At 69.5% G+C, this 21396-nt stretch carries 19 protein-coding genes and 2 tRNA genes; 12 read left to right on the top strand and 9 right to left on the bottom strand.

The window, feature by feature from the left end:
* The first annotated feature begins 184 nt into the window (after positions 1-184).
* The 3 genes from gyrB to ACT3SQ_RS12345 all read left to right on the top strand — a co-directional run bounded on the left by gyrB (position 185) and on the right by ACT3SQ_RS12345 (position 5869).
* Positions 185-2329, top strand: a complete 2145-nt coding sequence (gene gyrB, locus ACT3SQ_RS12355; RefSeq protein WP_444592046.1) for a DNA topoisomerase (ATP-hydrolyzing) subunit B — start codon at positions 185-187, stop codon at positions 2327-2329.
* An 84-nt stretch (positions 2330-2413) separates the two neighbouring features.
* Positions 2414-5308: a DNA gyrase subunit A gene (gene gyrA, locus ACT3SQ_RS12350; RefSeq protein ID WP_444592047.1), complete on the top strand. Its 2895-nt coding sequence runs from the start codon at positions 2414-2416 to the stop codon at positions 5306-5308.
* 3 nt (positions 5309-5311) lie between these two features.
* Positions 5312-5869: a DUF3566 domain-containing protein gene (locus ACT3SQ_RS12345; protein ID WP_441444911.1), complete on the top strand. Its 558-nt coding sequence runs from the start codon at positions 5312-5314 to the stop codon at positions 5867-5869.
* 33 nt (positions 5870-5902) lie between these two features.
* Here ACT3SQ_RS12345 and ACT3SQ_RS12340 read toward each other — a convergent pair whose 3' ends face one another.
* Both ACT3SQ_RS12340 and ACT3SQ_RS12335 read right to left on the bottom strand, forming a co-directional pair.
* Positions 5903-6391, bottom strand: a complete 489-nt coding sequence (locus tag ACT3SQ_RS12340; RefSeq protein WP_442332270.1) for an aminoacyl-tRNA deacylase — start codon at positions 6389-6391, stop codon at positions 5903-5905.
* Between the two features lie 34 nt (positions 6392-6425).
* The gene (locus ACT3SQ_RS12335; RefSeq protein ID WP_441444913.1) at positions 6426-6866 is read right to left on the bottom strand and encodes a GNAT family N-acetyltransferase; all 441 of its coding nucleotides are present in this window, start codon (positions 6864-6866) and stop codon (positions 6426-6428) included.
* Between the two features lie 128 nt (positions 6867-6994).
* On the opposite strand from ACT3SQ_RS12335, the gene ACT3SQ_RS12330 reads away from it, so the two are divergent.
* Positions 6995-7783, top strand: coding sequence for a hypothetical protein (locus ACT3SQ_RS12330; RefSeq protein WP_441444914.1), 789 nt, complete (start codon positions 6995-6997; stop codon positions 7781-7783).
* A 79-nt stretch (positions 7784-7862) separates the two neighbouring features.
* Here the strand turns inward: ACT3SQ_RS12330 and ACT3SQ_RS12325 are convergent, their stop codons facing one another.
* The 4 genes from ACT3SQ_RS12325 to ACT3SQ_RS12310 all read right to left on the bottom strand — a co-directional run bounded on the left by ACT3SQ_RS12325 (position 7863) and on the right by ACT3SQ_RS12310 (position 11812).
* The gene (locus ACT3SQ_RS12325; protein ID WP_441444915.1) at positions 7863-9425 is read right to left on the bottom strand and encodes a molybdopterin-dependent oxidoreductase; all 1563 of its coding nucleotides are present in this window, start codon (positions 9423-9425) and stop codon (positions 7863-7865) included.
* Positions 9425-10354 carry an anti-sigma factor gene (locus ACT3SQ_RS12320; protein ID WP_444601170.1) on the bottom strand — a complete coding sequence of 310 codons (930 nt, stop codon included), beginning with the start codon at positions 10352-10354 and terminating at the stop codon, positions 9425-9427. Before ACT3SQ_RS12320 ends, ACT3SQ_RS12325 begins: the two co-directional genes overlap by 1 nt.
* Positions 10351-10914: a sigma-70 family RNA polymerase sigma factor gene (locus ACT3SQ_RS12315; protein WP_441444917.1), complete on the bottom strand. Its 564-nt coding sequence runs from the start codon at positions 10912-10914 to the stop codon at positions 10351-10353. Before ACT3SQ_RS12315 ends, ACT3SQ_RS12320 begins: the two co-directional genes overlap by 4 nt.
* A gap of 160 nt (positions 10915-11074) precedes the next feature.
* Positions 11075-11812 carry a fasciclin domain-containing protein gene (locus ACT3SQ_RS12310; protein ID WP_444601169.1) on the bottom strand — a complete coding sequence of 246 codons (738 nt, stop codon included), beginning with the start codon at positions 11810-11812 and terminating at the stop codon, positions 11075-11077.
* A 225-nt stretch (positions 11813-12037) separates the two neighbouring features.
* Here ACT3SQ_RS12310 and ACT3SQ_RS12305 point away from each other — a divergent pair.
* The 5 genes from ACT3SQ_RS12305 (at position 12038) to nagE (ending at position 15568) form a co-directional block, all read left to right on the top strand.
* A tRNA-Ile gene (locus ACT3SQ_RS12305) sits at positions 12038-12111 on the top strand.
* Positions 12112-12132: 21 nt separating this feature from the next.
* Positions 12133-12318, top strand: coding sequence for a DLW-39 family protein (locus tag ACT3SQ_RS12300; protein ID WP_441444919.1), 186 nt, complete (start codon positions 12133-12135; stop codon positions 12316-12318).
* 49 nt (positions 12319-12367) lie between these two features.
* Positions 12368-12440 (top strand) — tRNA-Ala (locus tag ACT3SQ_RS12295).
* A gap of 82 nt (positions 12441-12522) precedes the next feature.
* Positions 12523-13431 (top strand): MurR/RpiR family transcriptional regulator, encoded by a 909-nt coding sequence (locus ACT3SQ_RS12290; protein WP_441445967.1) that lies wholly within the window; start codon positions 12523-12525, stop codon positions 13429-13431.
* Between the two features lie 187 nt (positions 13432-13618).
* Positions 13619-15568, top strand: coding sequence for an N-acetylglucosamine-specific PTS transporter subunit IIBC (gene nagE, locus ACT3SQ_RS12285; RefSeq protein ID WP_441445966.1), 1950 nt, complete (start codon positions 13619-13621; stop codon positions 15566-15568).
* A 166-nt stretch (positions 15569-15734) separates the two neighbouring features.
* On the opposite strand, the gene ACT3SQ_RS12280 is transcribed toward nagE, so the two are convergent.
* The gene (locus ACT3SQ_RS12280; protein ID WP_444592049.1) at positions 15735-16871 is read right to left on the bottom strand and encodes a glucose-1-phosphate adenylyltransferase family protein; all 1137 of its coding nucleotides are present in this window, start codon (positions 16869-16871) and stop codon (positions 15735-15737) included.
* A gap of 37 nt (positions 16872-16908) precedes the next feature.
* Positions 16909-17517 (bottom strand): flavodoxin family protein, encoded by a 609-nt coding sequence (locus ACT3SQ_RS12275; RefSeq protein ID WP_442332632.1) that lies wholly within the window; start codon positions 17515-17517, stop codon positions 16909-16911.
* A 269-nt stretch (positions 17518-17786) separates the two neighbouring features.
* Between ACT3SQ_RS12275 and ACT3SQ_RS12270 the strand changes: the two genes are divergently transcribed.
* Genes ACT3SQ_RS12270 through ACT3SQ_RS12260 form a run of 3 tightly spaced genes read left to right on the top strand, consistent with a single transcriptional unit; the run spans position 17787 to position 20847 of the window.
* Positions 17787-18566, top strand: a complete 780-nt coding sequence (locus ACT3SQ_RS12270) for a hypothetical protein (protein ID WP_444502049.1) — start codon at positions 17787-17789, stop codon at positions 18564-18566.
* Between the two features lies 1 nt (position 18567).
* On the top strand, positions 18568-19341 hold the full coding sequence (locus ACT3SQ_RS12265; RefSeq protein ID WP_444601168.1) for a class F sortase: 774 nt from the start codon (positions 18568-18570) through the stop codon (positions 19339-19341).
* A 9-nt stretch (positions 19342-19350) separates the two neighbouring features.
* The gene (locus ACT3SQ_RS12260) at positions 19351-20847 is read left to right on the top strand and encodes a PepSY domain-containing protein (RefSeq protein ID WP_441445961.1); all 1497 of its coding nucleotides are present in this window, start codon (positions 19351-19353) and stop codon (positions 20845-20847) included.
* Here ACT3SQ_RS12260 and ACT3SQ_RS12255 read toward each other — a convergent pair.
* On the bottom strand, positions 20825-21253 hold the full coding sequence (locus tag ACT3SQ_RS12255; RefSeq protein ID WP_441445960.1) for an Lrp/AsnC family transcriptional regulator: 429 nt from the start codon (positions 21251-21253) through the stop codon (positions 20825-20827). The two genes, ACT3SQ_RS12260 and ACT3SQ_RS12255, sit on opposite strands and share 23 nt — an antisense overlap.
* Between the last annotated feature and the right edge of the window lie 143 nt (positions 21254-21396).

Here is a 21396-nt window from a genome sequence, read left to right as displayed (position 1 = left end):
CGTCCTCGTGGACTCGATGCTGTCGGCTCGATCGCCGTGGCCTACGGATGTCTCACGCGCGCACGCGCGCGGGCATCAGTGGGCCGCCTGTGCGAAGAGTCGGCGGTCCCGTCCGCCTGGTCTGCTGAACCACCCTCGGCGCTCTCCCGACCGAGGGACCCTGGACTGCGAGGAGCCACATCAGGTGAGCGACAGCGACCGCCCCATGCCCGATCAGGACGTGCCCGTGGGCACGACGGACCCAACCCCCGTGCCGGGCGAGGGTGCCGTGCCGGTCGAGTCCGGCTCGACGGAGCCCACCGCCGGAGAGCGTGCGGCCCGTGCGCCCGAGCACTACGAGGCCTCGGACATCACGGTCCTCGAGGGCCTCGAGGCGGTCCGCAAGCGTCCGGGCATGTACATCGGCTCCACTGGTGAGCGCGGCCTGCACCACATGGTCCAGGAGATCGTCGACAACTCGGTGGACGAGGCGATGGCCGGTCACGGCGACACCATCGAGGTCACGCTGCTGGCCGACGGCGGCGTGCGCGTGGTGGACCACGCCCGCGGCATCCCGGTGGACATGCACCCCACCGAGGGCAAGCCTGCGGTCGAGCTCGTGCTCACCGTCCTGCACGCCGGCGGCAAGTTCGGCGGCGGCGGCTATGCGGTCTCCGGCGGTCTGCACGGCGTCGGCTCCTCCGTGGTCAACGCCCTGTCCATCCGGATGGAGGTCGAGATCCGCCGCCAGGGTTACGTCTGGCGCCAGGCGTACAGCCGCGGCGTCCCGCTGGCCCCGCTCGAGAAGGGCGAGGAGGCCACCGAGACCGGCACCACCATCAGCTTCTGGGCCGACGACGAGATCTTCGACGAGACCGTCTACGACTTCGAGACGCTGCGCAAGCGGTTCCAGCAGATGGCGTTCCTGAACAAGGGACTGCGCATCACCCTGACCGACGAGCGCCTCCCGGAACAGGGAGACGACGGCGAGGACGACATCGTCGACGTCGAGCTCGAGGCGGAGGGCGCCGAGAAGGACAAGGGCCCCCGCACCATCTCGTACCACTACGAGCGCGGCCTGCAGGACTTCGTCGAGTTCATCAACACCTCCAAGCGGGCCGAGGTGATCCACCCCGACATCATCTCCTTCGAGTCCGAGGACACCGACGCGCACATCAGCGTCGAGGTCGCGATGCAGTGGACCGGCGCCTACTCGGAGTCAGTGCACACCTACGCCAACACGATCAACACCCACGAGGGCGGCACCCACGAGGAGGGCTTCCGCTCCTCGCTCACCTCGATCGTGAACCGCTACGGCCGCGCCCAGGGCCTGCTCAAGGAGAAGGACGCCAACCTCACCGGCGAGGACATCCGCGAGGGTCTGACCGCGGTCATCTCCGTGAAGCTCGGCGAGCCGCAGTTCGAGGGCCAGACCAAGACCAAGCTCGGCAACACCATCGCCCGCACCTTCATGGTCAAGGTGATGACCGATCAGCTGCAGGACTGGTTCGTCTCCCATCCGCAGGAGGCCAAGTCCATCGTCATGAAGGGCCAGGCCGCCGCGGCCGCCCGCGAGGCGGCCCGCAAGGCCCGCGACGCCACCCGTCGCAAGTCCCCGCTGGAGACCGGCGGCATGCCCGGCAAGCTGCGCGACTGCGCCTCGCGCAACCCCGCCGAGTCCGAGATCTTCATCGTCGAGGGCGACTCCGCCGGCGGCTCGGCCGTGATGGGCCGGGATCCGCGCACCCAGGCGATCCTGCCCATCCGCGGAAAGATCCTGAACGTCGAGAAGGCACGCCTGGACCGAGCCCTGGACAACCAGGAGGTCAGGTCCCTGATCACCGCCTTCGGCACCGGCATCGGCGAGGACTTCGACGCCACCAAGCTGCGGTACCACAAGATCATCCTGATGGCGGATGCCGACGTCGACGGCCAGCACATCTGCACCCTGCTGCTCACGCTGCTGTTCCGCTACATGCGGCCGCTGATCGAGCTGGGCCACGTGTTCATCGCGATGCCGCCGCTGTTCCGCCTGAAGTGGACCAACGCCCCGCACGAGTACGTCTTCAGCGACGTCGAGCGGGACGAGCGCCTCGAGGCCGGTCGCGCGGCGGGCCGTCGGATCCCCCGGGACAACGGCATCCAGCGCTACAAGGGTCTGGGCGAGATGGACTGGAAGGAACTCCAGTCCACCACCATGGACACCAACACGCGCACGTTGAAGCAGGTCACGGTCGATGAGGCCGCCGATGCGGACACCATCTTCTCCGTCCTGATGGGGGATGACGTCGAGTCCCGGCGCCGCTTCATCCAGGAGAACGCCAAGGACGTCCGCTTCCTCGACATCTGATCGTCGGACCCCGGGGCGGCGCCGGCCGCCGTGCGCCCCCGGGGGCCCTGACCCATCGGCCCCATCTGAAAGGCCTTGTGCCCCATGAGTGACACCCCGCAGAACCCAGACGAGACCCCGCGCCCCGACCAGGACCCGAGCCCGGAGCAGACCCCGGGCGAGGAGACCACCCCCGCGCAGAGCGCCGGCATCGGTGGCCAGGAGACGCCCGAGGGCGCCCACGAGATCTCCGCCGAGGAGGCCGCCTCGCGCACGGTCACCCTGGTGGATCCGTTGGACGAGCACGAGGTCGACCGGATCACCCAGGTCGACCTGAACCAGGAGATGCAGCGCTCCTATCTCGACTACGCGATGAGCGTCATCGTCTCGCGCGCCCTGCCGGACGTGCGCGACGGGCTCAAGCCCGTCCACCGCCGCATCGTCTACGCGATGTACGACGGCGGCTACCGGCCCGACCGCTCCTTCTCGAAGTCCGCGAAGGTCGTCGGCGAGGTCATGGGCAACTACCACCCCCACGGCGACAGCGCCATCTACGACGCCATGGTGCGCCTCGTGCAGCCCTGGTCGATGCGCTACCCGCTGATCCTGGGACAGGGCAACTTCGGCTCCGCCGGTGATGACGGCGCCGCCGCCCCCCGGTACACCGAGTGCAAGATGGCCCCGCTGGCCCTCGAGCTCGTGCGTGACATCGACCAGGAGACGGTCGACATGCAGGGCAACTACGACAACACCGTCGACGAGCCCACCGTGCTGCCCGCCCGCTTCCCGAACCTGCTGGTCAACGGCTCTTCCGGGATCGCCGTCGGCATGGCCACGAACATCCCGCCGCACAACCTGCGCGAGGTGGCCGAGGCCGCCCAGTGGCTGCTGACCAACTACGAGGCCACCAAGCCTGAGCTGCTCGAGGCCTGCCTGCGCCTGATCAAGGGCCCCGACTTCCCCTCCGGCGCCACCATCGTGGGCACCTCCGGCATCGAGGATGCCTATCGCACCGGGCGCGGCTCGATCACCCAGCGCGCCGTGGTCTCCACCGAGGAGATCAACGGCCGGATGTCCCTCGTGGTCACCGAACTGCCCTACCAGGTCAACCCCGACAATCTTGCGCGGAAGATCGCCGAGATGGTCAAGCTCGGCAAGATCCAGGGCATCGCCGACATCACCGACGAGACCTCCGGCCGCACCGGCCAGCGCCTGGTCATCACCCTCAAGCGCGACGCCGTGGCGAAGGTGGTGCTGAACAACCTCTTCAAGCACACCCAGCTGCAGGAGAACTTCTCCGCGAACATGCTGGCGCTTGCGAACGGGGTGCCGCGCACGCTGTCGATCGACTCCTTCGTGCGCGAGTGGACCAAGCACCAGATCGACGTCATCGTGCGCCGCACGAGGTTCCGTCTGCGCAAGGCCGAGGAGCAGATCCACGTCTTCCGCGGCTACCTCAAGGCGCTCGACGCCCTGGACGAGGTCATCGCGCTGATCCGCCGCTCTCCGGACGTCGACGAGGCCCGCACCGGCCTGATCGACCTTCTCGAGATCGACGAGATCCAGGCCAACGCGATCCTCGCGATGCAGCTGCGCCGCCTGGCCGCCCTCGAGCGCCAGAAGATCATCGAGGAGCACGACAAGCTGCAGGCCCTGATCGAGGAGTACACCGCGATCCTGGCCTCGCCCGAGCGGCAGCGCGAGATCGTCTCCGAGGAGCTCGCCGAGATCGTGGACCGCTACGGCGATGACCGTCGCACCCAGATCCTCCCCTTCGCCGGAGACATGGCGATGGAGGACCTGATCCCCGAGGAGGATGTGGTCGTCACCATCACGCGCGGCGGCTACGTCAAGCGCACCCGTGAGGACCAGTACCGCGCCCAGAAGCGGGGCGGCAAGGGGGTCCGCGGCGCGTCGCTGCGCGAGGACGACGTGGTCGAGCACTTCTTCACTACGACCACGCACCGCTGGCTGCTGTTCTTCACCAACCAGGGCCGTGTCTACCGCTCCAAGGGCTACGAGCTGCCCGAGGCGCCGCGGGACGCGAAGGGCCAGCACGTCGCGAACCTGATGGCCTTCCAGCCGGACGAGCACATCGCCTCGGTGCTCGCGATCGACAGCTACGAGGACGCCCAGTACCTCGTGCTCGCGACCGAGTCGGGCCTGGTCAAGAAGACGGCTATGTCGGCCTTCGACTCGAACCGCACCGGCGGCATCATCGCGATCAACCTGCGCGAGGTCGACGGCGTCGACGGCACCCGCCCGGACCGCGTGATCGCGGCCCGCGCCGTGAACGCCGACGACGAGATCCTGCTGGTCTCCCGCAACGGCCAGTCCGTGCGGATGCCTGCGGATGACGGCACGATGCGCCCGACGGGCCGCGCCACCAGCGGCGTCACCGGCATGAAGTTCCGCCATGACGACCAGCTGCTGGCCATGGACGTGGTGCGTCCGGACACCTTCGTGGTCACCGTGACCGACGGCGGCTTCGCCAAGCGCACCAGCGTCGACGAGTACCGCCTGCAGGGTCGTGGCGGCCTGGGCATCCGGGTCGCGAAGCTGCCCGACGACCGCGGCCACCTCGTCGGTGCCGCCGTCGTCGAGGAGTCCGACGAGCTGCTGGTGGTCATGGAGCGCGGCCGCGTGGTCCGCTCCAAGGTCGCCGAGGTCCCGGCCAAGGGCCGCACCACCATGGGCGTCGTCTTCGCCAAGCCCGACAAGGGCGACCGCATCCTGCTGGTCACCACCGGCCAGGAGACCGAGGTCGACGACGAGGACGCCGAGGCGCCCGAGATCATCGATGCCGACGCGAGCACCGACGCAGCTGGAGTTGCCGAGGCTGCTGAGGTGGCCGAGGGCGCTGTCGACGGCGCAGGCGAGGATGCTGTGGAGATCTCCTCGCAGGGCGCGCCCGAGGGTGTGGCCGACGAGGCTGATGTTCTAGGCTCTGACGAGTCCGACCAGTCGCCGCAGGGCGACGCCGACCCGAACCAGGAGTGACCCGTGAGCACCAGTGAGTCCAGGACAGCCTCCGGGTCCCCCAGCCCGGCCGAGTCCACGACCAAGCTCCCGGCCTTCGAGGACACGTCCTCGCCGGCCGAGTCCCCGATGGGTGCGGGCCGTGGCTCCGCGGCCAAGGGCGCGAGCCGCAGCCCGAAGAAGACCAGTGGGATCGCGAATCCGGCGGAGAAGGAACGTCGCGGCCCCCGCCGTGTGCGCCTGACCCTGGCCCGGCTCGACCCGTTCTCGGTGATGAAGCTGTCGTTCCTGGCCGCGATCGCCATCGGCATCGCGACCGTGGTCGCCGTGGTGCTGCTGTGGAACCTGGTCGAGGCGATCGGCATGTGGGACCAGATCGAAGAGCTGGGTCGCTCCCTGAACGGCGGCGATCCGCTGCCCTTCATGGAGTTCTTCAGCTTCTCGAAGATGACCAGCTACGGCACCATCGTCGCGGTGGTGAACGTCGTGATCATCACCGCCCTCGGCACCCTTCTGGCCTTCCTCTACAACCTGGTGGCGGCGCTGCTGGGTGGATTGAAGATGACCTTTACCGACGAGTGAGGCTCATGGCGGGCCCCGCGTGAGACCGGTGGCTCAGGCGCCCTGAGGGTCGGTGAGGTCGGTGATGTCGGCGAGCTGGGCGGCGAGGTGGGAGAGTGCCGCCTCGGCGGGAACAGTGACCGCGACCCCGTGGGCGCCGGCACCGAGGGAGATCGTGCGCTGTGGGTCACCGGTGAGGTCCATGTCGGCGATCACGGGCCAGGCGGTGATCGACCCGAAGGGTGTGATGGTGCCGCGCTCATAGCCGGTGACCTCCTGGGCGACGTCCTTGTCCGGCATCGACAACCGGTTCACCCCCAGCAGCGCCCGCAGCTTCGGCCAGGAGATCTCACGATCACCCGGGACCAGCACGAACAGGAAGTCCCCCTCGCCGCGACGCACCACGAGGGTCTTGATGATGTCGCGAGGCTCCACCCCGCGAGCGGCCGCCGCCTCGGCGAGGGAGCCCACCCGGCCGTGCCGGGTGATCTCGTAGGTGAGGCCGGAAGCCTCCAGGGCGTCGATCGCACGCTGTTCGCTCATGGTGCCAGGGTAGGCCCGGCTCTCAACCTCGCTCTCAACCTCGGCGGCGCTCCATCCAGTCCTCGGGGCCGTCGAGGGGAGTCCAGCCGGCGCGTTCGTAGAGAACTCGGGCCTCGGCGGAGGCTTTCAGCACGACCCTCGTGAGGCCCAGGGGTGCGAGGTCCTCGAGCACGCCGTCGACGATCGCCGCGCCCAGGCCGCACCTGCGGTGGGCGGGATCCACGACCACGTCGGCGAGCCAGGCGAAGGTCACCCCGTCGGTGACGACTCGGGCGTAGGCGACCTGGTCACCGGTGCGCCCCTGGTAGATCCCGTAGTTCCGGGACCCGGCGATGATCGCCTCCTGAGTCTCCCGGTCACGGCCCTGCGCCCAGTGCGCGTGCTCGAGCAGCAGCTGGTGCACGCGCACCGCGTCGATCCGCCCGGAATCCGTGGAGAACTCGTAGCCGGAGGGGAGCTGGGGAGGCGTGACCATGGGAAGAAGTGTGGGTGCTCGGGCGCCGTGTGTCCCAGGTGTCCTGCTCTGCGGACCATCTCTGCGACGGGCGTGAGGGTGATCGCGGTTCCCTGGGCGGGGTGCACAGACCTCGCTATGGTCGAAGGATGTCTTCCTCCACGATGACCGCCGTCGCTGCTCCCTCTGCCGCTCCCGAGGACTACCCGTGGCTCGGTCCGGCCGTGCGCTCGGCCCTGCTGCGGAGCGAGGGCGTCGTGGAGCTGGATCCGAGCGGCGGCGTGGACGCCCCGAGCGAGCAGCTCGAGGAGGCGCTCATCGACACCGCGGCGATCGAGCAGGCCCTCGCCGCCGACGGGGTGGCCCCGCTGGCCGAGCGCACCCTGGTGGTGGCCGTCGGCTCCAACCAGACCCCGCAGACGATCGCCCGCAAATACCACCGCTCCGGCCGCCGCATCCCGGCGACCACGCCGTTCGTGCGATGCACCGTGCACAACCTCGCCGTCGGGCACGTCGCCCACACCGCTGCACCGGGGTATGTGCCCGCAGCCCCGTACCTCGCCCCAGGGGAGCGGATGGAGCTCGTCGCAACCTGGTTCGACGACGAACAGCTCGAGGTCGTCGACGCCACCGAGCCGAACTACGACCGGGTGCGGCTGTCCACCGACGACTTCCCCCTCACCCTTGCCACCGGTGTGAGGCCTGCGCATTTCGATGTCTACGCCTCGCTCTGGGGCGTGATCGCCCGGGAGGAGCAGCCGATCCCGCTGCGCCATCGCCAGCAGGAGATGTTCGACGAACTGGTCGGGCTCACCGGAGATCCGCTGACCCACGGCGAAGCCGCTGAGGTGTGCGCAGCGCTGGCCGCGTCCCCGGAGGCGCTCCATGAGCTGGTCACGGTGCACGAGCTGGTCGTGGGCGACGGCCTGCCCCGCTGAGAGGCGGCTGACTCGCTGAGAGGCGCCTGCCCGTGGGTGCCGCGCAGGCCACGAAGCCGCTCAGGCCACGGTGCCGCGCTCAGACCACGGTGCAGCGCACCGTGTGCCAGCCGCTGGACCCGTCGGGTGCGGGGTTCGCCCGCTCCTCGGTCTGCACCTCGCCCTCGCCGTCGGTCGCGCGGACCATGATGCTGTGGTCGCCGGGGGACGCATCCTCCCAGCGCAGGGACCACTGGACCCAGGTGTCCTCGGAGACTTCCGCGCCGAGCTCGGCCGCGCGCCAGTCGCCGTCGTCGATCCGTACCTCGACCGCCGCGATGCCGCGCTGCTGAGCCCAGGCGGTGCCGCCGAGCATCACGGCACCGCTGGCGTCGGGGCGGAGATCCCCGAAGGAGCGGGGAACGTCCACGCGGGAGGCGATCTTGATCGGCCCGCGCTCGGACCAGCCACGGGTGGACCAGTAGGCGACGTCGTCCGCGAAACGGGTGACCTTGAGCTCGGTGAGCCATTTGGTCGCGGAGACGTAGCCGTACAGGCCCGGCACCACCATCCGCACCGGATAGCCGTGCTCCGCAGGCAGCGGCTCGCCGTTCATGCCCACCGCGATCAGCGAGTCGCGGGAGTCGGTGAGCGCCTCGAGAGGGGTGGAGGCGGTGAACCCGTCGATCGAGCGAGAGAGGACCATGTCGGCCCCGTCCTTGACCCCTGCGCGCTCGAGCAATGTGCGCACGGGGACCCCCAGCCAGATCGCGTTGCCCACGAGATCCCCGCCGACCGCATTGGAGACGCAGGTCAGCGTCAGATTCGTGTCGATCATGGGCTCCGCGAGCAGCTCCTCGAAGCTCAGCGTCAGCTCCCGGTCCACGAGCCCATGTATCCGCAGCTGCCAGGTGGTGGGGTCCACCCGAGGCACCGCGAGAGCGGTGTCGATCCGATAGAAGTCCCCGTTCGGGGTGACGAAGGGCGGCATGCCCTCGAGGTTCACCTGGGCGCCCTCCGGGATCGGGTCCGCGGGGGTGCGCGGAGCGGGGAGCATGAACTGCGCCGCACGCTGAGCCACCTCACGGCTCGCGCTCACCCCGCGGGCGGTGGCGGCGGCGATCACTGCCAGGACGCCCACGGCGCCGATGCCCACCAGTGAGCGGCGCCGCGTCCAGCCGTCGCCGCGCTCCTCGACGGGGGCGTGGACGGTGCGCAGCAGGAACAGCAGAGTGGGCGCGGCGATCACGGTGCCAAGCAGAGTGGGGATGACATCGAGCGCAGAGTTCTGCGCGCGGGTCAGCACGATGATCATCGCGAACACCCCGAGAACCGCGAGGAGGCCGGCGGCGAGGCGCGGCCGGGCATCCCCGAGACGGCCGATCAATGCCGTGAGCACGAGGTACACGGCGATCATCGAGGCGAACAGCACCACCTTGTCCCAGGTGCCGAACAGACCCACCACCAGGTCCTTCACTGCAGGCGGGATGATGTCGACGAAGCCACCTCCGACGGCCACGAAGGGCGCGGAGGAGGAGCTGAAGGCCAGGGAGACCAGCTCCGCGACGGCTACCAGCACCACCCCGGAGATGGTCCCGGCCAGCATCGACCACAGGGGCTGTCGGGCCCGGCGAGGAGCGGCGGGCTGTGTGGCGGCGGACATCACAGCACACCCATCGCGATCGGGGTCATCGTCGGCTGGTCGGAGCCCCCGGCCGGCTCGATGGTCAGGCCGATGCTCGCGCCCTCGCTGATCTCGCCGGTCCTCATCACCGCCGTCGCCGGGTCCTCGATCGTCCCCGCGCTGTGGATGCTCTCGGGACTCTCGATGACCCACAGCTGGTAGTCCTCATCCGCGGGCAGCGCGGGCAGTCCGGCGGACTGGATGATCATGGCCTGCTGATCCTTCGAGTACATGAGGTTCAGGCTGCCGCCGTGCTGGGAGGGGACCGTGAGGTGGGCGGCGTCGGAGGAGGCCATGATCGTCGAGACCAGCTGGCTCTCCTGCTCCGCACCGGCCTGTGCGGATTCCATCGCCGCGAGGGCCTCCAGGGTCTCCTGCTGTGCGCCCCGCTCGGTGCCCCACAGGCCGAAGCCAACGATCGTCGTGACCATCAGCGCCGCGGCCGCGACGGCGAGCCAGCGAGTGCGGGAGCGATAGCGGTCCAGGGGGATCACAGCAGCGTCGTGCCCGGCAGAGTTGTGCTCAGCGGCGTCGCGCCCAGTGGGGTTGTGCTCCGCAGCGTCGTGCTCGGCCGCGGAGGCGCTCTCCGTGCGGGTGTCCGGCTCGACGGCTGAGTGCGTGGCTGTGCCTGTGCCTGTGTCTCTGTCGCCTGTGGAGACGTCCTCAGCCGGCTCCGGCGAGAGCTGGCGGGTCTGGGAGATCTGCGCCATCAGTGCGCGCTTGAGCTCGGGTCGGGGAGCCTCGCGCTCGAGGCTCCCGGCCAGCTCGCCGGCGGTCTCCTCGAAGGAGCGTGCCTCGGCCGCGGCCTCGGGATCCTTCGCGAGGAACTCCTCGAGCAGGGCGCGCTCCTCGGCATCCAGGGCGTTCAACGCCCAGGCACCAGTCATGTCATGCTGCTGATCGTTCACGAGGTCACCCCCAGGCTGTCGCGGAGGACGATCATTCCGTCCCGGATTCGTGTTTTGGCCGTCCCGACGGGGATGTCCAGAAGTTTCGCCACCTCCGTGTGGCTGTAGCCGCCGAAGTAGGCGAGGCGGATCGCATCGGCCTGCAGCCCGCTCAGCGAGCCCATCGCTGCCTGCACGCGCTGTGCCTCGACCCTCATGATGCCCTCCTCCTGCACGTCGACGACTTCGTCCTGGATGATCCGCAGCCCCTCCTGGGAGTCGCGGCGCCGAGCGGCGGCGCTGGAGCGGACCGTGTCCACCGCGCGGCGGTGGGCGATGGTGCAGATCCATCCGTGGGCGGATCCGCGCCGAGCATCGAACCGCGGGGCCTGCTTCCAGATCTCCACGAACACCTCCTGGAGCACTTCTTCGCTGATCGACACATCCCTCACCACGCGCTTGATCAGTGAGAACAGCAGCGACGAGGAGTCGTCGTAGAGACGGGAGAAGGCATCCTCGTCACCCCGAGCGACGCGGGGCAACAGCTCGGAGAGAGTGGGCGCGGCGGGAGCTTCCGCCACGTACCTTCCGCTATTGGTCTCCGGCGGTCGCCGTCGCTCGGCTGATGTCTCGGGAGGGTCGTGCACCATTCACAGCTCCTTCGAGGACCGGTCGAGCGGGCGGAGGTCATCGGGTCGATGCTCCCGCCCGCTCACCGCGTCTCCACAGTGTGCGCTGATATCAGCTGGCGTCCGCCATCGACGGAGGCATCAGAACGGTATCGACCAGGTAGACGGTCGCGTTCTGGGTCTTCACGCCGCCGCAGATCACGGTGGATCCATTGACCATCAGATCGTCGCCGCTGCCGGTCACCTCGACCTCTTCGCCCTGCACGGTCGTGTGCGTGCCGGCGATCTCGTCGGGGGAGAGCTGCCCGGGGACCACGTGGTAGGTGAGCACGGAGGAGAGACCCTCGGCGTCACCGGCCAGGGCGTTCAGGTCCGCCTCGGGGACTGCCGCGAAGGCGTCGTCCACCGGCGCGAACACGGTGAACTCGTCTCCATCGAGGGTATCGACGAGGTCCACGTCCGGGTTCAGCTCGCCGGAGACCGCTGAGGTCAGGGTGGTGAGGATCGGGTTGTTCGAGGCCGCCACGCTCAGCGGGTCCTGGGACATGCCCTCCACGGAGCCGGCGCCGTCCGGCACCATCGCGGCATAGTCCGCGCAGCCGGCGCCGACGAGATTCGCCGCGGGGTCCATGTCTCCGCCGCCGTCGGACGTCATCCCGCTGTCCTCGCTCTGCGTGGACGCGGGCTGCTCTCCGCCGTCGGCAGAGGTCGGATCATCGGTCATCCCGCCGGAGCATGCGCTCATCAGCGCGACGGTCGCCGCCAGTGCCCCGAGTCGGGGAAGGATCATGCGAGTGTTCATGGCGATCTCCTTGGTGATCCTGCTGTCGAGCTCGGAGGACCCGAGCACCGGACCTCCTCGGAAGGGGGTCATGCCGGAAGTTCGGAGCCGGACGGCGACCGGATTGGAGGTATTTCGCCGAGGCGTGCGGTGTCGTTGCCCGGACCGGTCCAGCGATGGGTCCGCTGTGACCTCGGAAACACCCGGTCGGACGGGTTGGACGCGGTGGCCTGCGTCGCGGTAACGTAGTCCGTCGGTGGCTGACACCGGTACGCTTCGGAGATCAGCCCCCATGGGCCTATAGCTCAGTCGGTTAGAGCGCTGTCCTGATAAGACAGAGGTCACTGGTTCAAGTCCAGTTAGGCCCACTTCGAGGATCGGAGGAACGTATGAAGAAGTTCATCACCGCCGCCGTCGTCCTTCTCGGGACGTCGATCGCCGGGATCCTCACCTGGCGGAAGGTCGAATCTGACCGCATCCGCAATGATCTGTGGAGCGAGGCGGAGCGCGTTTCCGCCGAGCAGGACGCGTCTGCTGCGAAGCAGGCTCAGCCGGCTCCCGCAGCTCGCGCCTGATCCACGGCCTGCCGCTGCGTGCGGCGGTAGGATCGTGACAACCGAATATGGGGACTTAGCTCAGTTGGTAGAGCGGTAGCTTTGCAAGCTTCAGGTCAGGGGTTCGACCCCCCTAGTCTCCACCCATAGACGACCCCCAGCTGAGATATCAGCTGGGGGTCGTTGCTGTCCGGGGGTCCGTCGCCGGCCCGGTACTCTGAGCGGATGCTTCCGCCCTCCGACGTGCTCGCACTGCTGCGTGCGAGGAGGAGCTCGCTGCCCCCCGCGCTCATGCGCGTGACGGACTACGTCCTGGAGTACCCCTCCGCGGTGGTGGGCATGTCCACCTCGCAGCTCGCGCATGCCGCCGAGACCTCGGAAGCCGCCGTGTCGCGTCTGTGCGAGCGGGTGGGGCTGTCCGGGTACCCCGCGCTGAAGTCCGGTCTCGCCGTGTCACTCTCGCGTGTGGCGGACCGTCCCTCGGTGAACGTCGCCACGATCGATGAGAGTGCGGGTCCGAGGGCCATCATCGACGTCGTCGCCCGCTCCCACCGGGACGCGATCCTGCTGACGGCCGAAGGGCTGGACCCCGACGAGATCAGCGCGGTGTGCGAGATCCTGCGGGAGACGCGTACCGCGATCGTCTACGCGCTCGCATCGTCCGCCCCGGTGGCCGAGGACCTCGCGACCAAGCTGGTGATGGCGGACGTCAGCGCGACCGCGACCTCCGACCGCCACCTGGCGGCCGCACTGCTGGCGAGGTACCGGGGACGCTGCGGTCTCGTCATCATCAGCACCACCGGGTATACCCAGGACTCCGTCTCGCTCGCCGAGGTCGGCCGGTCCCATGCCACTCCCGTCATCGCGGTGACCTCCGATCCGGAATCCCGACTGGCGCGCGCCGCCACCCATGTGCTGCGGACATCCGCCTACGAGGCGGGGCTGCGCTCGGGCGGCACCTCGGACCGGATCGCCCAGCTCCTGGTGGTCGACGTCCTGGTCACCGTGCTGCGCACCGCCGATCATCAGGCGGAGGTCGCGGTCATGCACCGGATGGACGAGGCGGTGTCCCCGTGGAAGCTGCCGCGGCTGGGACCGTCGGCCTCTCCGGGCACACCGTCCGACGGGGAGTGAGGATCCGGACACATCCCGCCGAGGGGTGAAGGATTCCTTCATAACACCGTCGGCCAGATGATATGTTCCGTCGCGATCTGCGGGGCCGTGCCCGCAGTCCTCGCCCCACCACCGAACGCCGACTCCTCGGCTCCCCGGCTCTGCATCGCTGCCGTCCGGGCGTGAGCCGTCGGCATGAGAGGTTCCGATGAAGTTCTTCCAACGCCTGGGCAGATCGCTGATGCTGCCCGTGGCCGTGCTGCCGGTCGCCGCGATCCTCAGTGGTCTCGGCTACTGGATCCTGACCGCGACCGGCGATGACGGCAATCTCGCGGGCGTGTTCCTCAAGCTTGCCGGTGGCGCGCTGCTGGACAACCTGCCGCTGCTGTTCGCGATCGGCGTGTCCATCGGCATGGCGACCAAGCCCGACGGCACCTCCGCGCTGGCGGGTCTGGTGTCGTGGCTGATGGTGACGACCCTGCTGGCCCCCGCGAACGTGGCCCTGTTCAAGGGCATCGAGGAGTCACAGGTCAACCCCGCATTCTCCAACCTCGAGAATGTGTTCGTGGGCATGCTCTGCGGGTTGATCGGTGCCTGGGCGTACGACCACTTCAAGGAGACCGAGCTTCCGGACGCGCTGTCCTTCTTCTCGGGCCGCCGCTCGGTCGCGATCATCACCGCCGGCGTCTCCCTCGGCTTGGCCCTGGTGCTGTTCTTCGTGTGGCCGCTGGTGTACTCGGGCCTCGTGGGCTTCGGTGAGTTCATCCTGACCCTCGGTCCCGTGGGCGTCGGGATCTACGGCTTCCTCAACCGCCTGCTGATCCCGCTGGGCCTGCACCACGCACTGAACTCGGTGTTCTGGTTCGATGTCGCCGGGATCAACGATCTGGGCAACTTCCTGGACGCCGAGGGGACCTACGGGGTCACCGGCCAGTACATGACCGGCTTCTTCCCGATCATGATGCTCGGCCTGCCCGGTGCGGCGCTGGCGATGTACGTGACCGCGAAGACCGCGCGACGCAAGGTCGCAGCTGGTGTGCTGCTCTCCAGTGCGATCGCCTCCTTCTTCGTCGGTGTCACCGAACCGCTCGAGTTCTCCTTCATGTTCCTGGCGCCGGGCCTCTACCTGGTCCACGCCGTGTTCACGGGCATCTCCATGGGCATCAGCGCGCTGCTGCCGGTGAGGATGGGCTTCGGGTTCTCCGGCGGCTTCATCGACCTCGTGCTGGGCTGGGTGAACCCGATGGCCCAGAACCCGTGGGCGATCCCGGTGATGGGCGTGTTCTGGTTCGCGGTCTACTTCGTCGTCTTCCGCGCCATCATCCTGCGCTTCGACCTGAAGACCCCCGGCCGTGAGGACGACGAGGATCTCCTCGAGGACGAGCAGGGCGGGGTCGCCATCGGCGGCGACAAGTACGCGATCACCGCAACCGCGTTCCTGGCAGCCCTGGGCGGCAAGGACAACATCGTGGATCTGGAGAACTGCGCGACCCGGCTCCGGATGGAGATCGCCGATACCTCCAAGGTCGACGAGGCTGCGCTGAAGCGTGCCGGCGCTGCCGGGACGATGAAGCCGGGCGGCCAGTCGGTCCAGGTCATCTACGGCACCAGCGTCCAGTTCGTGAAGGACGCGATGGAGCGGATCATCACCGGTCAGGCCGAGCCCGTCGCCGCCGTCGCTGCTGTCGGCGACGTGGACGGCGCGGCTGCGGTGGAGAGCGCCGGCGGCACCGTGACCGCGGTGCGGGCGAGCACGCTGGTCCGTCTGCGCCAGCCCCTGGCCGGGAACGTCATCCCGCTGTCGGAGGTGCCGGATGCGACCTTCGCACAGGAGATCATGGGGCCTGGCGTCGCGATCGAACCCACCTCCGGAGAGGTGGTCGCGCCGGCCGCCGGGACAGTGACGCACGTGTTCCCGACCGGGCACGCGGTCGCCCTGACCCTCGATGACGGCACCGAGGTGCTGATCCACGTCGGCCTGGACACCGTGAAGATGCAGGGCGAGGGCTTCACGACGCTCGTGGCCTCCGGGGAGCGGGTCAGCGCGGGCACCCCGCTGCTGCGCGCGGACCTCGCGGCGATCCAGAACGCCGGATATCCCGTCGTCACGCCGGTGATCGTCATGAACGACAAGGACGCCCGCATCGAGCTGGTCTGAGAAGTTCCCCGGCGACGCTCCCCGATGGCAGAGGCCCTTTTCCGGCGAGGACGGGGCGAGCACGGGACTCATCTGTGGAACGAGGCGGCCCTGGCGAAGGGTTCCACGGATGAGTCCTGCACTTCCGAGGCCGGCCCAGGGCGCGTGACGCGGATGACGACCGGCGTCACTCCCGCGAGACCGCTTCCGCCGCCGTGCCGTCGGCCGCCACGAGCGTGACCATCTCCTCGGTCCCGAGCCGGGCTCCCGCCGGAACCTGCGCCCCGTCCTGCACCAGGCAGCCGTGCAGACGTGCACCGGCGGCGATGCGCGCGCCGTCGAGCACCACGCAGTCCACCAGCTCGGCGCCGGCCTCGATCACCGCTCCCGGGCAGATCACGCTGTGAACCACCGTGCCCGCGATGTCGCTGCCCTGGGCGAGCAGCGCGTCGCGCACGTGCGCGCCGTCCCGCACCCGGGAGGGCAGCAGCTGCGGCTGGGCGGAGAAGATCGGCCAGTCGGGATCATCCAGCGTGACCCCGTCCCCGTCCAGCAGATGCATGTGAGCCTCCCAGTACGAGGCGAGCGTGCCGATGTCCCGCCAGTAGCCCTCGAGGCGGTGCTCGACGGTGCGACGGTGCTCCACGAAGTGGGGGATCAGGTCATCGCCCCAGTCCTGCAGCTCACCCACCTGATCGGGCAGGGTCTCGAGCGCATCGAGCAGTGCCATGGCGTCGAAGCAGAAGATCTCCGTGGCGACCAGGTCGGTCGGTGGATTCTCCGGCTTGTACCAGAACCGCTCGATGGCCCCGTCCTCCGCGGCGCGCACCACCCCGTGGCGGGACGCGTCCTGCGGGAGGCGGGTGGTGACCATGGTGAGGTCCGCGCCGGCGGCCGCATGCGTGTCGAGCACGTCCAGCAGGTTGATCGTGTAGAGGTGATCGGCGCTGAGCACCACCACCAGCTCGGGATCGAACTCGGCGATCAGCGCCCTCTGCCGCCACAGGGTGTCGCTGTTCCCTGCCGCGAAGCCCTCACCCTCAGCTCCCTCGAACGGGGCCAGGGTGCGCAGGCCACCGTGATTGCGATCCAGGTCCCAGGGCCGGCCCGCTGCCAGATGCGCATTCAGGGAGTGGGGGAGGTACTGCTCGATCACCCAGACGGTCGACAGGTGGCTGTTGGCGAGGTTGGACAGTGCCACGTCGATCAGCCGGTAGGAGCCACCCATCCGCAGGGCGGGCTTGGCTCTCTCGTCTGTCAGGGCGCCCATTCGGGAGCCCTGACCGCCGGCGAGGACGATCGCGAGGGTACGGGGTATGCGCATGCGGGTCAGGGTACGTCCGTGACGGAGCCGGCGGGCCTCAGTCGAGCGCCGGGTACGGGGTGCCGCGCAGCAGCCGTGCCAGGTGGGCGGCGTTGCGGGCGGCTGTGGCCATCGTCGACGCGACCGCTTCGGGCACCTTCTCGAGGTCCTGGTAGTCCGTCGAGCCCATCGCCTCGCCCACCCAGTAGGTGGCGCCCTGCGCGGGCAGGGTGAAGCCCACGTCGTTCAGACCCTGACCGAGATCCGCGGTCACCTTGTGCGCGCCGTCCTCGTTGCCGACCACGCCGATCAGAGCGACCTTGTCGAAGACGCGGGGACGACCTCCCTCGTCCGTCTCCGAGTCGCCGTTCAGTCGCTCCAGCACGCGCTGGGCGATGCTGCTGGGGTGGCCGAGCCAGATCGGGGTGGACAGCACCAGGATGTCCGCCGCGAGCACCTTCTCGTACAGGGCCGGCCACGCGTCTCCGGCGCCCATGTCGACCGCCACGCCCGGCCTGACGTCATGGTCGACGACCCGCACGGAGAAGGTGCTCACGCCGTGCTGCTCGAGCTCGTCCAGCAGCTGTCGGGCGAGACGATCGCTGCTCGAGGGCGCGGGGGAGGGCGTGAGCGAGCAGGTGAGGGCAAGGGCGGAGAGGTCGGTCATCGGTGGTTCCTTCCATCGAGGGGCGGACTGCCGGTCCTGCCGTGCTGGCCTCCGCGGGTGGGCCTGTCGAGATTCTCGACCGATCAGTCGGGCCGACGCGGTCGGCGCCGGTGACCAGCGGCTTCTGCGCCCGGGGCCTCCGGTCACGAGCCCTCCCCGCCGCGCCGGGAAATTCCCTCCCATCCGATCCGCCCTGGGTTCCGAACCACGTGATGGAACGCCGCCCACGACGGCTGCATGGTCGTCCGGCGTCCGACGAAGGAGTCATGATGCGCACGACGACGAAGCGACTGCTCCCCCTGTTCGCGGCCACGGCCGTGCTCGGCATGTTCGGGGCCTCCGGTGCCGCCCTGGCCGAGGGGCATGACGGCGGACACGGATCCACCACCCTCGAGGCCCACCTCACCGAGCTGAACGACTCCGGGGCCTCCGGCACCGCCTGGGTCACGGTCGAGGGCAATGAAGTCACCGTGAACCTGGAGAACACGGGCCTGCTGGCCGGGTCCCCGCATGCCCAGCACATCCACGTCGGCGGCAAGAACCAGTGCCCCGATCCGAACATGGAGGGAAGCGGCGAGAACGGGGCCATCCAGGTCTCCGACGCCCACGACGACTATGGACACATCGTCACCTCGCTGACCACCGAGGGCGACACCAGCCCGGACAGCGGCCTGGCCGTGGACCGGTTCCCGGTGGGCGACGATGCGTATGAGCGGACCATCGAGGTCAGCGACGAGGTCGCCGCGGATATCGCCGCCGGCGACGGCGTGATCGTCGTCCACGGCGTCGACCACAACGGCAGCGGGGCGTACGACGGCGATGTCGTCTCCGACCTCGACCCGAACCTGCCCTCCGAGGCCACCGATCCGGCCGCCTGCGGAACGCTCGACGTTGCCCAGATGGAGCAGTGGCCCGAGGGTGGTGCCGAGACCGGTGACGGCACCACTGCCGGGATCGAGCAGTCCGGTGCGATGCTCGCCGGTGGTGGGCTGCTGACCGCAGCGGCCGCCGGTGCCTTCGCACTGCGTCGTCGTCAGACCCAGAAGTGAGATGACCTCTCACGGAGAATCCCGACAGAACGGCGGCCGTCGCACGGCGGCCGTCGTTCTGGCGGCCCTCGCCCTGCTGGGTGCGGCGCTCCTGGTGTTCGCGCTGACCAGTCAGGTCGGCGCCCCGCCGGAGCCCGCGCTGCGCACGACCGGTGCGAGTGCGGACGGCACAGTTTCGGACGGCGCAGGTTCGGACGGCGGCGGCGCGGAGCCGTCGGACGCCGGAGGTGACGAGTCGTCGGCCGCTCACCGCGCCGAGACCGCCGAACCTTCGCAGCAGCCGGCGACCGCGGCGCCGGAGACGGCCGCCGCGGCTGCGCTCCCGGCGTCCGAGCCGACTGGCCTGCGCATCGATTCGATCGGCGTCGACGAGCGGGTCTTCCCGATCGGTCTCGGCGAGGACGGGAAGCTGCTGGCCCCCCGTGGGGAGCAGGCGGATCTCGCGGCCTGGTTCGACGGCTCTCCCACCCCGGGGGAGTCCGGGCCCGCCGTCATCGAGGGTCACGTGACCTGGGGCGGTGAACCGTCGGTCTTCTTCGAGCTCGGGGCCCTGCAGCCAGGAGACCGCATCGAGGTGGACCGGGAGGACGGCACCGTCGCGACCTTCGAGGTGTACGACGCTGCCCGGTACCCGAAGGACGAGTTCCCCACGGTGGCCGTCTACGGGCGGACCGACGGGCCGGAGCTGCGCCTGATCACCTGCAGCGGTGACCTCAACGCGGACGGGCACCACCTGGACAACACCGTGATCTCCGCACGACTCATCGAGAACTGAGGACAGACCATGGCCGCCTCCCGCACTTCGCAGGGCTGGCTCGGTCCGCTGCTGCTGCGCCTGCACTTCTACGCCGCGATCCTGGTGGGCCCGTTCCTGCTGATCTCCGCCGCCAGCGGGGCTCTCTACGCGGTGAGCCCCCAGCTCGAGAAGGTCGTCCACGCCGAGGCGCTCACCGCCCCGGCCGACGCCGCCCCGCTTCCGCTCGCAGACCAGGTGGAGGCGGCGCAGGCCTACATCGGGCCGGACGCACAGCTCGCCGCCGTGAGACCGGCACCGCAGCCCGGGGACACCACCCGGGTGATGTTCGTCGACGAAGCGCTCGCCGAGGGCGAGTCCCGGGCGATCTTCCTCGAACCCGCCTCCGGCGAGGTGCGCGGTGACCTCACCGTGTACGGCACCAGCGGGGCCCTGCCGCTGCGCGGCTGGATCGACCAGCTCCACCGGAACCTGCACCTCGGGGACGCGGGACGGCTCTACAGTGAGCTCTCCGCCTCCTGGCTCGGAGTGATCGCCCTGGCCGGGCTGGGGCTGTGGATCCGGCGGGCTCGGCGCTCCCGGCGAAGGCGCGACCTGGTGCGACCGGATCTGCGGGCGCGCGGCTACCGACGCACCCTCTCCCTGCACTCCTCGGCCGGCATCTGGGTGCTGCTGGGCGCGCTCTTCCTCGCCGCCACGGGGATCACCTGGTCGCAGTACGGCGGCGGGAACATCGGCACGATCAGGGAGGCCTTCGGATTCACCACCCAGGCCGTCAGCTCCGAGCTGCCCGCTGCCGGTGCTGGGACGGAGGTGGCGGCCGACGGACAGGGGGCGCATGAAGGCCACGGAACCGCAGCCGGGGGCGAGCAGGGGGCGCACACCGAGCACGGCGAGCACGGGGACGGGGATGGGGCCGATGGCGAGCAGGACGCGCACGGTGAGCACGATATGTACGGCGAGGGGGCCGGGGAGCCCGGTCACGGCTCCGACGGGGCGTTGGGCGATGCGCCGGGCGCGGTGTCGGGCGAGGCGCCGACGACCGGGCCGACGGACCGCACCGATCCGGCGGCGATCGACGACGTTCTCGCTGCCGGCAAGGCCGTCAACGTCGACACCGGCCTGGTCGAGATCCTTCCCCCGGCCGACGCCGACTCGGCCTGGGTGGTGCAGGAGATCCAACGCAGCTACCCGACGAAGGTCGACGCCGTGGCTGTCGACGGCGCCACTCTCGAGGTCATTGACCGGACCGACTTCGCCGAGCAGGATCTTGCCGCGAAGCTCACGCGCTGGGGCATCGACCTGCACATGGGGACGATGTTCGGCCTCGTCAACCAGATCGTGCTCTTCCTGATCGCCTCGACCTTGGTCGCGATGATCCTGTGGGGCTACGCGATGTGGTGGCAGCGGCGCCCGACCCGTGGGGGCCGCGGGCCGGGCAGGCCCCCACACCGCGGAGCATTGCACCGCGCCCCCTGGTGGGGCCTCCGGTGCCGACGCGTGACTACGCGGTCCGCAGCGAGCTGAACAGCAGGCTTGTCTGCGTGGAGTTGACCCCGGGGATGGCCCGGATCCGCTCGAGCGCCAGATCGAACTCGGAGAGGTTGCGGCAGCGGAGCTGGATCACGAGGTCCCAGGTCCCGGTGGTCGAGTGGAGCAGCTCGATCTCCGGGTAGCCGCGGATCTCGTGGACGATGTCGTGGTTGCGCCGGGTCTCGGTGGACACGAGCATGACGCCCTGGACCGAGTCCTGCTCGAGATCGCTGCTGACCCGGATCGTGAATCCCTCGATCACGCCGGTGTCCACGAGCCGGTCGATCCGCGAGGTGACGGTCGAGCGATTGATCCCCAGCTCCCGCGCCAGGACCGCCACCGGGGTGCGGCTGTTGGAGCGCAGAAGGGCGATGAGGCGGTAGTCCAGGTCGTCGAGCACGCAATCAGCGTAACGCCACCCGACAGAGTGCGGAAACATCGCGCATTCTGCCCGCAAGTCGGCGATTGCGCCGCCACATCGCCGAGCTCTACCGTCTCTCTTGGCCCAGGTGAGGGCGTGGTTCCGGGAGTTCCTCCCGCTGA

The sequence above is a fragment of the Brachybacterium sp. AOP42-C2-15 genome (genome assembly GCF_052377065.1).
Classification (GTDB): domain Bacteria; phylum Actinomycetota; class Actinomycetes; order Actinomycetales; family Dermabacteraceae; genus Brachybacterium.
The sequence above is the reverse complement of the archived record's forward strand: the minus strand, read 5'-3'. Positions and strand labels throughout refer to the sequence as shown.

Coding starts and splice junctions, on each gene's coding strand:
- ACT3SQ_RS12270 (WP_444502049.1), top strand. CDS start 17,787: ATGCGCACGACGACGAAGCGACTGCTCCCCCTGTTCGCGGCCACGGCC.
- ACT3SQ_RS12330 (WP_441444914.1), top strand. CDS start 6,995: ATGTCTTCCTCCACGATGACCGCCGTCGCTGCTCCCTCTGCCGCTCCC.
- ACT3SQ_RS12265 (WP_444601168.1), top strand. CDS start 18,568: ATGACCTCTCACGGAGAATCCCGACAGAACGGCGGCCGTCGCACGGCG.
- ACT3SQ_RS12340 (WP_442332270.1), bottom strand. CDS start 6,391: ATGAGCGAACAGCGTGCGATCGACGCCCTGGAGGCTTCCGGCCTCACC.
- ACT3SQ_RS12280 (WP_444592049.1), bottom strand. CDS start 16,871: ATGCGCATACCCCGTACCCTCGCGATCGTCCTCGCCGGCGGTCAGGGC.
- ACT3SQ_RS12335 (WP_441444913.1), bottom strand. CDS start 6,866: ATGGTCACGCCTCCCCAGCTCCCCTCCGGCTACGAGTTCTCCACGGAT.
- ACT3SQ_RS12275 (WP_442332632.1), bottom strand. CDS start 17,517: ATGACCGACCTCTCCGCCCTTGCCCTCACCTGCTCGCTCACGCCCTCC.
- ACT3SQ_RS12290 (WP_441445967.1), top strand. CDS start 12,523: ATGCTTCCGCCCTCCGACGTGCTCGCACTGCTGCGTGCGAGGAGGAGC.
- gyrA (WP_444592047.1), top strand. CDS start 2,414: ATGAGTGACACCCCGCAGAACCCAGACGAGACCCCGCGCCCCGACCAG.
- nagE (WP_441445966.1), top strand. CDS start 13,619: ATGAAGTTCTTCCAACGCCTGGGCAGATCGCTGATGCTGCCCGTGGCC.
- ACT3SQ_RS12325 (WP_441444915.1), bottom strand. CDS start 9,425: ATGTCCGCCGCCACACAGCCCGCCGCTCCTCGCCGGGCCCGACAGCCC.
- ACT3SQ_RS12300 (WP_441444919.1), top strand. CDS start 12,133: ATGAAGAAGTTCATCACCGCCGCCGTCGTCCTTCTCGGGACGTCGATC.
- ACT3SQ_RS12260 (WP_441445961.1), top strand. CDS start 19,351: ATGGCCGCCTCCCGCACTTCGCAGGGCTGGCTCGGTCCGCTGCTGCTG.